Source organism: Streptomyces sp. NPDC026417, assembly GCF_055567695.1.
The window spans coordinates 223,770-236,986 of record NZ_JBVHPY010000009.1 but is presented as its reverse complement, the minus strand read 5'-3'; the positions used below and the strand labels follow the sequence as shown (position 1 = coordinate 236,986).

10 protein-coding genes are annotated in these 13,217 nt (G+C 72.5%); 6 read left to right on the top strand and 4 right to left on the bottom strand.

Annotation, left to right across the window (positions count from 1 at the left end):
* Window positions 1-175 precede the first annotated feature (175 nt).
* Both ACZ4NT_RS17115 and ACZ4NT_RS17110 read right to left on the bottom strand, forming a co-directional pair.
* A complete protein-coding gene (locus ACZ4NT_RS17115; RefSeq protein WP_121406769.1) occupies window positions 176-1,213 on the bottom strand; it encodes a DUF2637 domain-containing protein in 1,038 nt (345 codons plus the stop codon).
* Window positions 1,214-1,537: 324 nt separating this feature from the next.
* Window positions 1,538-2,416: a (2Fe-2S)-binding protein gene (locus tag ACZ4NT_RS17110; protein ID WP_467726069.1), complete on the bottom strand. Its 879-nt coding sequence runs from the start codon at window positions 2,414-2,416 to the stop codon at window positions 1,538-1,540.
* 157 nt (window positions 2,417-2,573) lie between these two features.
* Between ACZ4NT_RS17110 and ACZ4NT_RS17105 the strand changes: the two genes are divergently transcribed.
* On the top strand, window positions 2,574-3,410 hold the full coding sequence (locus tag ACZ4NT_RS17105; protein WP_467726067.1) for a GntR family transcriptional regulator: 837 nt from the start codon (window positions 2,574-2,576) through the stop codon (window positions 3,408-3,410).
* A 49-nt stretch (window positions 3,411-3,459) separates the two neighbouring features.
* Here ACZ4NT_RS17105 and ACZ4NT_RS17100 read toward each other — a convergent pair whose 3' ends face one another.
* Together ACZ4NT_RS17100 and ACZ4NT_RS17095 are read right to left on the bottom strand one after the other, a co-directional pair.
* Window positions 3,460-4,233 (bottom strand): hypothetical protein, encoded by a 774-nt coding sequence (locus tag ACZ4NT_RS17100; protein ID WP_467726065.1) that lies wholly within the window; start codon window positions 4,231-4,233, stop codon window positions 3,460-3,462.
* Between the two features lie 149 nt (window positions 4,234-4,382).
* Window positions 4,383-6,056, bottom strand: a complete 1,674-nt coding sequence (locus ACZ4NT_RS17095; RefSeq protein WP_121406775.1) for a PucR family transcriptional regulator — start codon at window positions 6,054-6,056, stop codon at window positions 4,383-4,385.
* A 410-nt stretch (window positions 6,057-6,466) separates the two neighbouring features.
* On the opposite strand from ACZ4NT_RS17095, the gene ACZ4NT_RS17090 reads away from it, so the two are divergent.
* The 5 genes from ACZ4NT_RS17090 to ACZ4NT_RS17070 all read left to right on the top strand — a co-directional run bounded on the left by ACZ4NT_RS17090 (window position 6,467) and on the right by ACZ4NT_RS17070 (window position 13,215).
* Window positions 6,467-7,357 carry an FAD binding domain-containing protein gene (locus ACZ4NT_RS17090; RefSeq protein ID WP_121406777.1) on the top strand — a complete coding sequence of 297 codons (891 nt, stop codon included), beginning with the start codon at window positions 6,467-6,469 and terminating at the stop codon, window positions 7,355-7,357.
* Window positions 7,357-7,959: a (2Fe-2S)-binding protein gene (locus ACZ4NT_RS17085; RefSeq protein ID WP_121406779.1), complete on the top strand. Its 603-nt coding sequence runs from the start codon at window positions 7,357-7,359 to the stop codon at window positions 7,957-7,959. The genes ACZ4NT_RS17090 and ACZ4NT_RS17085 overlap by 1 nt, the downstream gene beginning before the upstream one ends.
* A gap of 2 nt (window positions 7,960-7,961) precedes the next feature.
* Window positions 7,962-10,346, top strand: a complete 2,385-nt coding sequence (locus tag ACZ4NT_RS17080) for a xanthine dehydrogenase family protein molybdopterin-binding subunit (RefSeq protein WP_467726063.1) — start codon at window positions 7,962-7,964, stop codon at window positions 10,344-10,346.
* Between the two features lie 226 nt (window positions 10,347-10,572).
* On the top strand, window positions 10,573-12,030 hold the full coding sequence (locus ACZ4NT_RS17075; RefSeq protein WP_121406783.1) for an NCS2 family permease: 1,458 nt from the start codon (window positions 10,573-10,575) through the stop codon (window positions 12,028-12,030).
* A 33-nt stretch (window positions 12,031-12,063) separates the two neighbouring features.
* The gene (locus tag ACZ4NT_RS17070; RefSeq protein WP_467726061.1) at window positions 12,064-13,215 is read left to right on the top strand and encodes an XdhC family protein; all 1,152 of its coding nucleotides are present in this window, start codon (window positions 12,064-12,066) and stop codon (window positions 13,213-13,215) included.
* Window positions 13,216-13,217 lie beyond the last annotated feature (2 nt).

Below are 13,217 nucleotides of genomic sequence, written 5' to 3'. Positions count from 1 at the left end.
CCTCTCTTGTTTTCGCCCCCGAACCCATGCGGGGGACGGATGGGGCCCGGGGGGGAAAAGGGCGTTTGTGGCCGAAGGGGAGGGGGCCCCCCCCCCCCCCCCCCCCCCCCCCCCGTCGGGTGAGGCGTCCGGCCGGGCACCATCGGTCCGGTCCGGGGTTCGGTTCGGATCACCCCTAACCGAACTGCTGCTCCAGGTCCTTCAGCTTGCGCTCGAGTGAGTCGAGCCGCGGCAGAGCCATCGTGTCGTCCTCCGCGGTGAGGTCGATGACCGGCTCAGTGCCGCTGCCGCGGACCGGCTGGAGTGAGGCGCGGGCGCGTACGGGCAGTTGCTCCGACGCCGATATGGCAGGCTCCGAAGCGGCCTGGGCCGGAGCCCGTTCGACGGTCGTCTCCAGCTGCCGGTTGCCGCGGCCGACCAGGCCACGGTGGCCGCGGCTGAGCGCCTTGAGGTGCGCCCGCTCGACCCGCTCCTGCTCGCGTCGGCGCAGCCGGTTCTGCTCCTTCTGGCGCCGGTCCTCGCGGACCTCGTCCACGGCCTCGTCCAGGGTCCGGACGTTCTCCAGCAGCATCAGCGACCAGGCGCTGTACGTCTCCCGGGGAGCGCGCAGCCAGCGGACGATCCGGATCTGCGGCAGTGGGCGCGGGACCAGGCCCTGCTCGCGCAGCGCGGCGCGACGTGTCTGCTTCAGCGCCCGGTCGAAGAGCACCGCGGCCGACAGGGACATGCCCGCGAAGAAGTGCGGAGCGCCCGCGTGGTCGAGGCCCCGGGGTGCGTGCACCCAGTTGAACCAGGCCGCCGCGCCCGCGAACGTCCACACGAGTATGCGGGAGCCGAGTGCCGCGTCGCCGTGGCTGGCCTCGCGCACCGCGAGCACGGAGCAGAACATGGCCGCGCCGTCCAGGCCGAACGGGACCAGATACTCCCAGCCGCCGGAGAGGCCGAGGTTCTGCTCGCCGAAGCCCACGAGGCCGTGGAAGGAGAGAGCCGCGGCGACCGCGGCGCAGCAGAACAGCAGTACGTAGGAGGCGGTGCCGTAGATGGCCTCCTTGCGCCGGCGGCGCTCCTCGCTGCGCTCCCACGAGTCGTCCGCACGTGTCGCTTTCTCCCCGGCCCGCTTGCCACGTGCGAGCACCGCCACCGCCGCCAGCATGCCCAGGAGCAGAACGGCGCCCGGAAGCAGCCAGTTCAGCGATATGTCGGTCAGTCTCATCAGGGGTCCCTTGCATTGGGATAGGGCGTAACGCCCGCCATAGTGGCCCAATCCCGTCGGCCCTCAGGGGGTTTCGGGGCAAGAGGCCGCCAAGGGGGTGCAAGGGCATGCGCCGGGCGGCATTTTGCTCGAACTGCCGCGCGAGGAACGGGAGTTGAGTGCGATTAAGACTACCCGTACGAGTGGTTCCACGGAAAGTTCCTGCGACCGGTGAGGAAGTTGTGAACGGACCGTGATCCGTGAGCGGCCGTCACGCGCCCGTCGGCGCTCCGGGCGGCACGGGAATCGATGGGAGGCTGCCGGGTGTCCCGGACCTCCCGAGCCTCAACCGGCCGCAGCTGCGGTCAACTTGGCGATCCGGTCCGCGTCGCAGGTGCGCGGGCAGGTGGCGCAGGTGTCCTCGGGGCGCAGGGTGTAGAAGAGGCAGCAGCTCGCCCGGTCGCGGGTGGGGAGGGGCTCGCCGTCCGGTCCGATCAGTTCACGGAACGCCGCGGAACCCACGTACGGCTTCGTCGTGCCCGGCAGCAGCCGCTCCAGCTCGCGCATCGCCCGCTGCTCCTCGCCGAGCAGATGGGCGACGTACCAGAGTCCCTCGACGATCTCGTCGGTCGCCATGCCCCACAGTGCGCGGCCGCGCCGCCGCATGCGCGGCCCGAAGGCGCCGAGCACCGGTTCCAGGTGCTCCGCGACCGCCGCCCGCACCTCCGCCTCCAGTGCCGCCTCGTCCGGGACGACGCGGGCGCCGGGGAGCCCGGCCGCGGGGTCGTCCGGCAGGCAGGCGAAGTCTCCGACCCGCACGGCCATCCGCCCGAGGGAGCGCTGGTAGGTGACGTCTCCCACAGGAAGCCGCGGCACCCGGCGCAGCAGGAACCACGGCACCGTGATCAGCAGGCACGCCGGCCAGGCGTAGCGGTGCAGTCCGAAGCTGGCGACGACGTCCGGGCGCGCCCGCTGTCCGTAGTCCCGGAGCACCTGCTCCTCGTCCCAGGCGAGGAAGGCGTCGAGGTCGGCTCCGCCCTCGGCGAGCCGGGCGGCGTGCACCCAGCCGTCGCCCCGGGGCGCCGCTTCCGCGGGGCCGAGCTCCGTGACGGCGAGCCCCGGGAACACCTCGGTCAGGCGGGCGTACGCCTCCGCGACGGCCGAGGGGGCCGGGGGTGCGGCGGCGTCGGGCGCGACGTCCGCGGCCGGGGCGGAAAGAGACATGCGGGGACCACCGCTTCAGGGGCGATTGCAGGTAAGCCTTACCTTACCCATAGCCGTGCAGGTTTGAACTGGGGGCCCGTGCGCCTATGGTGCTTGACGGACAGGTGACAACCCGCCGCAATGACCCCCAAGTACGACCAAGCCCGCAGGAGGACCCGTGGAGCAGGCCGGCCCGCGCGACGCGCCCCGCCCCGCGGGCCCGCACGCCCCGGAGGCCCCCGGCGCCACCGTGCGCGTCCCCCCGCAGCCGGGGGCGGCCGACCGGGACCGGCGGAGCGGTGCGGCCCGTCCCCCCGCCCCGGCGGACGCGGCCCGCGGGGAGCACACGCACAGCGAGCCGCCCGTGCCGCGGCCCCGCACCGACGGGCGTCACCTGGTCCGGCGCTCCTCGGTGCGCGGACAGATCCTCGACGCGCTGCGCACGGCGCTGGTCTCGGGACAGCTCCGGCCGGGTGAGGTGTACTCGGCGCCCGCGCTGGGCGAGCGGTTCGGGGTCTCCGCGACGCCCGTCCGCGAGGCCATGCAGCAGCTCGCGATCGAGGGCGCCGTCGAGGTCGTCCCGAACCGCGGCTTCCGGGTCGTCGAGCGGTGCCCCCGCGAGCTGGCCGAGCTCGCGGAGGTCCGGGCCCTGATCGAGGTCCCGGTGATGCTGCGCCTCGCCCACACGGTGCCCGTCGCCCGCTGGACGGAACTGCGCCCCCTCGCCGAGGCGACGGCACGGGCCGCCGCCACCGGCGACCGCGCGAGCTACGCCGAGTGCGACCGGGCCTTCCACCGCGCCGTCCTCGCCCTCGCGGGCAACGAGCAGCTGGTGCGGATCGCCGACGACCTCCACCGCCGCGCCCAGTGGCCCCTCGTCGGCGGTCCCGTCTCCCGCGGCCGCGCCGACCTCGTGGCCGATGCCGCCGAGCACACGGCGCTCCTCGACGCCCTGACCGCGCGGGACCTGACCGTCGTCCAGGCCCTGGTGCGCGAGCACTTCACGGGCGCCTAGCGTTCGCGTCGGCCGGCCGCGGGCGCGGCCCGGCGGTCCTGTCGAGCGGTCAGGCCGTCGCCGCCGGCGGGGCCAACTGCTGGGCGAGCCAGGTGGGTACGCCGCCCAGGAGCCGGAACAGCCGGGTCGCCTCCGCCCGCAGCCGGGACGCCTCCGGCTCGGTCTCGGCGTCCGCGAGGGAGGCCAGGGCAGGCGCCGTACCGACGAGGTAGCCCAACTCCTCGCGGATCCGCAGGGATTCGGCGAAGCCGTGTCGGGCCTCCGCCAACTCACCCTCGCGCAGGGCGAGTCCGGCAAGGTGGCGCCAGGTGCAGGAGAGCAGCAGGGGATCGCCCTGGGCGGTGGCGCCCGCGTGCGCGCGCCGGTAGGCGGCGCGCGCCGACTGCGGGGAGTGGGCGAGGTTCTCGGCGAGCAGTCCGCGCCGGAAGTCCAGCAGCGCCCGCCCGGGGGCGCCCGGCGCGATCAGCGCGGCCGCCCGGCCGAGCGCGGCCCGCGCCTCGTCGGCCCGGTCGCGGACCCCGAGCAGGGTGGCCGCGTAGGCGAGATGGCCCCGTTCGCAGGCCGCCGCCCCCCGCTCGTCGTCGCTCTGCGCCTGCGCCTCGGCGGTGCGCAGCGCGTCCTCCGCCTCGGCCCAGCCGTGCTCGGTGTAGAGGCACCGCTCGACGAGGAGCGAGGCTCTCTGCAGGGACGCCGCCGCGGTGTGCGGGTCCACGAGTGCGGCCGCGTCGGCCCAGCAGGCGCGCGAGCGCAGCCGCCATACCGCGGTCTGGAGTGGATCGTCCCCTGCAGTCGTTCCGGAACCAGACATGGCGGGATGCGCCACGTTGCCCTCCCCGAGCACACCATTGAGCTGTTGAGTGGTGGCATCTCAGCACGGATTCCGTGGCCCGGCCAAGAGGGTGGGTGAAGGATTTCACAAAGTCGTGGGACGGCGTCGGCACTTGGTGCCGCCCGCCGCACGGGCCCGCGACCTCAACTCATGCGCAGCGCCAGGAAGAAATCGAGCTTGTCCTCCAGCCGCGACAGGTCCCGGCCCGTCAACTGCTCGATGCGGCCCACCCGGTAGCGCAGCGTGTTGACGTGCAGGTGCAGCCGGTTGGCACAGCGGGTCCAGGAGCCGTCGCAGTCGAGGAAGGCCTCCAGGGTGGGGATGAGCTCGGCGCGGTGCCGCCGGTCGTAGTCGCGCAGCGGGTCCAGGAGCCGGGCGGTGAAGGCGCGGCGGACGTCGTCGGGCACGAACGGCAGCAGCAGGACGTGCGACGCCAGCTCCTGGTGCCCGGCCGCGCAGACCCGTCCCGGGCGCGCCGCGGCCACCCGCCGGGCGTGCCGGGCCTCCTCCAGGGCACCTCGCAGCCCTTCCGCGGAGTGCACGGCGGCACTCACGCCGAGGGTGAGCCGCCCGTCGTCGCTCAGTCCGGCCGACAGCGGGCTGCGTACGGTCTCCAGGAGGGAGTCGGCGAGCAGGCCCGGCTCGGAGCCGTCGTGCTCCAGGGACACCGCGGGCAGCGGGACGAGGGCGATGGCCTCGTCACCCGTATGGGCCACGGCGATGCGATCGGAATGTTCGGGCCCCTTCGCGTGCGGGTCGACGAGGATCTCCTCCAGGAGCGACTGGGCGACCGGGCCGCCGTCGACGTCCCCGCCGTCCCACTCGACCCGGGCCACCACGACCTGCCAGTGCGGGGCCGCTCCGAGACCCGGCAGCAGCACCGGCGCGGCGACCCGCAGCCGGGCCGCGATCTCGGCGGGCGCAGCCCCCGTCTGCACCAGCTCCAGCACCTCCTGGGCGAGCCGCCGCCTCACGGTGCGTGCCGCGTCGCGCCGGTCCCGCTCGACGGCGATCAGCTGGGTGACGCCCTGCAGCAGATCGAGCCGCTCCTCGGGCCAGTCCCCGGCGTCCGCCTCCACGGCGAGCAGCCAGTCGGACAGCACCGTCTCGCGCACGTCCCGGGACGCCGACGCAGACCGGCCGGACGAGCGGATCGGGAAGAGCGAGTACGTCGACGGTCCGACCGCCACGCGGTGCGGGCCGCGCCGGCCGGTGCGGACCGCCGCCAGGTGCTCGGCGGCGAGCCGGGCGCACACGTCGGCGGGCAGCCCGGCGCCGGTGCGGTCGGCGCTCGCGACGGTCCGTCCGGCGGGGGAGAGCACCCAGGCCCGCAGGTCCAGGTCGGAGCCGAGCAGGTCCAGGACCACGTCGGGGCCGCCGCCCGCGGGGCCGGACGTCATCATCCGCCGGTGCCGGTCCACGACCGCGGCCAGGTCGCCGGCCCGCTCGCCCGAGACCTGCCGTACGACGTGCTCGGTGATGGTCGCGAAGGCCACGGACTCGTTGACGGCGAACAGCGGCAGACGGTGGCGGGCGCAGGCCAGGACCAGGTCGTCGGGGATGTCGCCCAGCTCCGCCTCGCCCGCGGCCAGCGCGGCGACACCGGCACCCGCGAGGATCCGCACGAAGGGCTCGGAGTCCCCGGCCTCGTGCCGCCAGGCGAGGCCCGTGAGGACCAGCTCACCGCCGGAGAGGTAGCGGCTGGGGTCCTTGAGGTCCGTGGTCATCACACCGCGCACGGTGCGGTCCAGCTCGTCCTCGCCGCCGAGCAGCCGCAGGCCCAGCGCGTCGGTGTCCAGCAGTGCGCGCAGCCGCATTCTCGTCGCCGCCGTTCTTTGTCTCGAAAACTACGATGGATCCGGTAAGGGTTCCGCGAGCGGGCCGCCGGCCGCGAGGGACGGCCCGCGGGGTCCCCGGGGACGGTCGCCCCGGGCACTCGCAAGGCCCTGTCCTGGGCTTTCGCGAGCCGAGCTCCCTGTTCCCCCGGGCTGTGCCGGATGTTTCCCGGGGAAAGCGAAGAGGTTACTGATGGCCTCCGTTCATACGAATCTACAAGATGTGCGCGCTGGCCAGCCAACTCCTTCATGGTTTCGGTGACTGACCCCGGTGGAGGACGGAGCTGTGTACTGACGTCGATCCGCGTAAACAGCAGATGAACGAGCCGGGCCCGCCGCACACGATCTGGCTTGATCAGAACGACCCACGATACGAATGAAGAGAGCCACTCATGGACTTCCTTCGCCCCGCCAGCTGGGAGGAGGCGCTCGCCGCCAAGGCCGAGCACCCCACGGCTGTGCCGATTGCGGGTGGCACCGATGTGATGGTCGAGATCAACTTCGACCACCGGCGGCCCGAGTACCTCCTTGACCTGAACCGCATCGGTGAGCTGAGCGAGTGGGAGGTCGGTGCGCAGAGCGTGCGCCTGGGCGCCTCCGTTCCGTACACCAAGATCATGGACAGCCTGCGCGGCGAGCTGCCCGGACTGGCCCTCGCCTCCCACACCGTGGCCTCCCCGCAGATCCGCAACCGCGGCGGCGTCGGCGGCAACCTCGGCACCGCCTCCCCGGCCGGCGACGCCCACCCCGCCCTCCTCGCGGCGGGCGCCGAGGTCGAGGTCGAGTCGGTCCGCGGCTCGCGCCTGATCCCGATCGACGAGTTCTACACCGGCGTGAAGCGCAACGCCCTCGCCGCAGACGAGCTCATCAGGGCCGTCCACGTCAAGAAGGCCGACGGCCCTCAGCAGTACTCCAAGGTCGGCACCCGCAACGCGATGGTCATCGCGGTATGCGCCTTCGGCCTCGCGCTGCACCCCGAGACCCGCACCGTCCGCACCGGCATCGGCTCCGCCGCGCCCACCCCGGTCCGCGCCAAGGCCGCCGAGGAGTTCCTGAACGCCGCGCTCGACGAGGGCGGCTTCTGGGACAACGGAAAGATCATCACCCCGTCGGTCGCCAAGCAGTTCGCGGACCTGTGCTCCGCCGCCTGCAACCCGATCGACGACGTCCGGGGCACGGCGAGCTACCGCCGCCACGCGGTGGGCATCATGGCCCGCCGCACTCTCACCTGGACCTGGGAGTCCTACCGCGGCACCGCCGCTCGTACGGAGGGAGTCGCGTAATGCGCGTCAATTTCACGGTCAACGGCCGTCCGCAGGAAGCCGACGACGTCTGGGAGGGCGAGAGCCTGCTGTACGTCCTGCGCGAGCGCCTCGGGCTGCCCGGTTCCAAGAACGCCTGCGAGCAGGGCGAGTGCGGCTCCTGCACGGTCCGCCTCGACGGCGTGCCGGTGTGTTCGTGTCTGGTCGCGGCCGGCCAGGTGGAGGGCCGCGAGGTCGTCACGGTCGAGGGCCTCGCCGACTTCGCCAAGCAGCGCGCGGAGCACGGCGGTTGCGCGAGCGGCGCCTGCGGAACCGCGGAGCGGACGGGCACCTCGCTCGACGCCGCAAAGGGCTGGGCCGCCAAGGGCCAGGACTCGCAGACCGGCGAGGGCACCGAACTCTCCCCGATCCAGCAGGCGTTCATCGACGCCGGCGCCGTGCAGTGCGGCTTCTGCACCCCGGGTCTGCTGGTCGCCGCCGACGAGATGCTGGAGCACAACCCGACGCCGACCGACGCGGACATCCGGGAGGCGCTCTCGGGCAACCTGTGCCGCTGCACCGGCTACGAGAAGATCATGGACGCGGTCCGTCTGGCGGCCGCCCGGCAGTCTGAGGCGGTCTGACCATGGGAACCACAGGTACGCCCACCAAGATCACCCAGGGCACCAAGGGCAAGGGCGGCATCGGCGAGTCCACGCTGCGCCCGGACGGCACCCTCAAGGTCACCGGCGAGTTCGCCTACTCGTCCGACATGTGGCACGAGGACATGCTCTGGGGCCAGATCCTGCGCTCCACGGTCGCCCACGCCGAGATCGTCTCCATCGACACCGGCGAGGCCCTCGCCACGCCCGGCGTCTACGCCGTCATGACGTACGACGACCTGCCGACCGAGGTGAAGAACTACGGCCTGGAGATCCAGGACACCCCGGTCCTCGCCCACGGCAAGGTCCGCCACCACGGCGAGCCCGTCGCGATCGTCGCCGCCGACCACCCGGAGACCGCGCGCCGCGCCGCCGCCAAGATCAAGGTGGAGTACAAGGAGCTGCCGGTCATCACGGACGAGGCGTCCGCGACCGCGCCCGACGCGATCCTCGTCCACGAGGGCCGCGACGACCACCACATCGGCCACGTCCCGCACCCCAACATCGTGCACCGGCAGCCGATCGTCCGCGGCGACGTCGAGGAGGCCGCCAAGAGGGCCGACTTCGTCGTCAGGGGCGAGTACACCTTCGGCATGCAGGACCAGGCCTTCCTCGGCCCCGAGTCCGGACTCGCCGTGCCCTCCGAGGACGGCGGTGTCGACCTCTACATCGCCACCCAGTGGCTGCACTCGGACCTCAAGCAGATCGCGCCCGTCCTCGGCCTGCCCGAGGACAAGGTCCGCATGACGCTCTCCGGCGTCGGCGGCGCCTTCGGCGGCCGCGAGGACCTGTCGATGCAGATCCACGCCTGCCTCCTCGCGCTGCGCACCGGCAAGCCCGTCAAGATCGTCTACAACCGCTTCGAGTCCTTCTTCGGGCACGTCCACCGCCACCCGGCCAAGCTCTACTACGAGCACGGGGCCACCAAGGACGGCAAGCTCACCCACATGCGGGCCCGGATCGTGCTGGACGGCGGCGCCTACGCGTCGGCCTCCCCGGCCGTCGTCGGCAACGCGTCCTCGCTGAGCGTCGGGCCGTACGTCGTCGAGGACGTCGACATCGAGGCCATCGCCCTCTACACCAACAACCCGCCCTGCGGCGCCATGCGCGGCTTCGGCGCGGTCCAGGCGTGCTTCGCCTACGAGGCCCAGATGGACAAGCTCGCCGACAAGGTGGGCATGGACCGGGTCGCCTTCCGCCAGCTCAACGCGATGGAACAGGGAACGCTCCTGCCGACCGGCCAGAGCGTCGACTCGCCCGCCCCGGTCGCCGAACTCCTGCGCCGCGTCAAGGCGATGCCGCTGCCGCCGGAGCGCCAGTGGGAGAGCTCCGAGGGCGCCGACGTGCGCCAGCTGCCCGGCGGTCTGTCCAACACCACGCACGGCGAAGGCGTCGTCCGCGGTGTCGGCTACGCGGTCGGCATCAAGAACGTCGGCTTCTCCGAGGGCTTCGACGACTACTCCACCGCCAAGGTGCGCATGGAGGTGGTCGGCGGTGAGCCCGTCGCCACCGTGCACACCGCGATGGCCGAGGTCGGCCAGGGCGGCGTCACCGTCCACGCGCAGATCGCCCGCACCGAACTCGGCGTCACCCAGGTGACGATCGCCCCGGCCGACACGCAGGTCGGCAGCGCCGGCTCGACGTCCGCGTCGCGTCAGACGTACGTCACCGGCGGCGCAGTCAAGAACTCGTGCGAGCTGGTCCGCGAGAAGGTCCTGGAAATCGGCCGCCGCCGGTTCGGCTCCTACCACCCGGCCTGGGCGACGGCCGAACTCCTTCTGGAGGGCGGCAAGGTCGTCACCGACGGCGGCGAGGTCCTCGCCGACCTGGCGGACGTCCTCGAAGGCGAGTTCGTCGAGGTGGAGGCCGAGTGGCGGCACCGTCCGACCGAGGCCTTCGACCTGCGCACCGGCCAGGGCAACGGCCACGTCCAGTACTCGTTCGCCGCGCACCGCGCCGTGGTCGAGGTGGACACCGAGCTCGGTCTCGTCAAGGTCATCGAGCTGGCCTGCGCCCAGGACGTGGGCAAGGCGCTCAACCCGCTGTCCGTCATCGGCCAGATCCAGGGTGGCACCACCCAGGGCCTGGGCGTGGCGGTCATGGAGGAGATCATCGTCGACCCCAAGACCGCGAAGGTGCGCAACCCGTCCTTCACGGACTACCTGATCCCCACCATCCTCGACACGCCGACCATCCCCGTCGACGTGCTCGAACTCGCCGACGACCACGCCCCGTACGGGCTCCGTGGCATCGGCGAGGCACCCACCCTGTCGTCCACCCCGGCCGTCCTCGCGGCAATCCGGAACGCGACGGGTCTGGAACTGAACCGGACGCCGGTACGTCCCGAGCACCTCACCGGCACCGCGTAGAACCCTCCGGGCGGCGCACGGAACGTCACAACTCCGCGCCGCCCGGAGCACTCGGGCACCGCACCGCTCGCGGAACCCGGAGAAGCACCCCAGCAGGTCCCGCAGTTGCAGTCCCTCAGTTCGTCTCGGGCCGTCCCCCGGGTCGTGCAGCCGAAGCACCTTCCCAAATCCCGCAGCCAGTCAGGGCTTTCGCGGGTGCCCCTGTGAACCTTGGGAGTCAGGCATCATGACCCAGCAGTCACTGGAGCCGAAGACCGTGGCGGAGGACGCGGGCACGGGTACCCGTGTCCCGGCCGGCCGGTCTTGGCTCGATCGCTACTTTCACATAACCCAGCGGGGATCGTCCGTCGCACGTGAAGTGCGCGGCGGTGTCACCACCTTCATGGCGATGGCGTACATCCTGCTGCTCAACCCGCTCATCCTGTCCGGCAAGGACGTCGCGGGGGACACCCTCGGCCAGCAGCCGCTGATCACCGCGACGGCGTTCGCGGCGGCCTTCACCACCCTGCTCATGGGCTTCTTCGGCAAGGTGCCGCTGGCGCTCGCCGCCGGACTGTCGGTCTCCGGAGTGCTCTCCTCGCAGGTCGCCCCGCAGATGACCTGGCCGCAGGCCATGGGCATGTGCGTGATGTACGGCGTGGTCATCATGCTCCTGGTCGTCACCGGGCTGCGCGAGATGATCATGAACGCCATCCCGCTGGCGCTCAAGCACGCGATCACCATGGGCATCGGCCTGTTCGTCGCGCTGATCGGCTTCTACAAGGCCGGTTTCGTGCAGCAGGGCAAGGCGACACCGGTCAGCCTGGGAGCGACCGGTGAACTCGCCGGCTGGCCGGTGCTGCTCTTCGCGGCCACCCTGCTGCTGATCTTCATGCTGCAGGCCAGAGGCGTACCCGGCGCGATCCTGATCGGCATCGTCAGCGGCACCGTGCTCGCCGTCATCCTCAACGCCTTCGGCGTCATCGACCCGAAGCAGTGGGCGAGCGGGGCCCCCGAGCTGCACGGCAGCGCGGTCTCGATGCCGGACTTCTCGCTCTTCGGGGACGTCGAGTTCGGCGGCTGGGGCGGGGTCGGCGCGATGACGGTCGGCATGATCGTCTTCACTCTCGTGCTGGCCGGGTTCTTCGACGCGATGGCCACCATCATCGGCGTCGGCACCGAGGCCAAGCTGGCCGACGCGCAGGGCCGGATGCCCGGCCTGTCCAAGGCGCTGTTCATCGACGGCGCGGGCGGTGCGGTCGGCGGTGTCGCCGGCGCCTCCGGGCAGACGGTGTTCGTGGAGTCCGCGACCGGAGTCGGCGAGGGGGCCCGTACCGGCCTGTCCTCCGTCGTCACCGGACTGTTCTTCGCGGCCTGCCTCTTCTTCACCCCGCTCACTGCGATCGTCCCCGGTGAGGTCGCCGCCGCCGCGCTCGTCGTCATCGGCGCCATGATGATGATGAACGCCCGGCACGTCGACTGGTCCGACCGCGCCACGGCCATCCCGGTCTTCCTGACCGTCGTGATCATGCCGTTCACGTACTCCATCACCGCGGGCGTCGCGGCCGGGGTCATCAGCTACACCGCCATCAAGATCGCCCAGGGCAAGGCCCGGGAGATCGGGGCGTTCATGTGGGGGCTGACGGTGATCTTCCTCGTCTTCTTCGCCCTCAACCCGATCGAGAGCTGGATGGGCGTCCACTGACGTCCTCCCCGTTACCGCTGAGGAGACCGAGACATGCTGGACATCGCCGAAGAGCTGCACCGGTGGGTCGAGCAGGGACGCGACTTCGCCGTGGCCACCGTGGTGGCCGTCGGCGGCAGCGCACCCCGCCGGCCCGGCGCCGCACTCGCCGTGGACGCCGACGGCACGGCGATCGGCTCGGTCTCCGGCGGCTGCGTGGAGGGCGCGGTCTACGAACTGTGCCAACAGGCCCTCCGGGACGGCGAAACCGTTCTGGAGCGCTTCGGATACAGCGACGAGGACGCCTTCGCCGTCGGACTGACCTGCGGCGGCGTCATCGACATCCTCGTGACACCGGTCCGGGCGGCGGACCCCGCCCGGCCGGTCCTCGCCACCGCGCTGGGCGCCGCCGCGCGCGGGGAGGCGGCAGCCGTCGCCCGGGTGGCCGCCGGCCCCGCCGAGCTGCTGGGCCGCGCGCTCGTGGTGCGCCCCGACGGCTCGTACGAGGGCGGCTTCGGCGCCCACCCCGGGCTGGACCGCACCGTGGCCGGCGAGGCGGGCGCCCTGCTCGACGCGGGCCGGACCGGCACCGTCGAGATCGGTGAGCAGGGCTCCCGTTGCGGAGCACCGCTCACGGTGCTCGTGGAGTCCTCGGTCCCGCCGCCCCGGATGATCGTCTTCGGCGCGATCGACTTCGCCTCGGCGCTGGTCCGGATCGGCGCCTTCCTCAACTACCGCGTGACGGTGGTCGACGCGCGCCCGGTGTTCGCGACCCGCGCCCGCTTCCCGGAGGCCGACGAGGTCGTCGTCGAGTGGCCCCACCAATACCTGGAGCGCACCCAGGTCGATTCCCGCACGGTCCTGTGCGTGCTCACCCACGACGCCAAGTTCGACGTACCGCTGCTCCAGCTCGCCCTGCGGCTCCCGGTGGCGTACGTCGGCGCCATGGGCTCCCGCCGCACCCACCTGGACCGCAACCGGCGGCTGCGCGAAGTCGGCGTCACCGACATGGAGTTGGCCCGGCTGCGTTCCCCCATCGGCCTCGACCTGGGAGCGAGGACGCCCGAGGAGACGGCGCTGTCGATCGCCTCGGAGATCGTCGCGAACCGGCGGGGCGGCAGCGGAACCCCGCTGACCGGCGCGCACACCCCGATCCATCACGACGGGACGCGGTTCGCCGCGGAAGGCATCACGAGCGTCGCATAGCG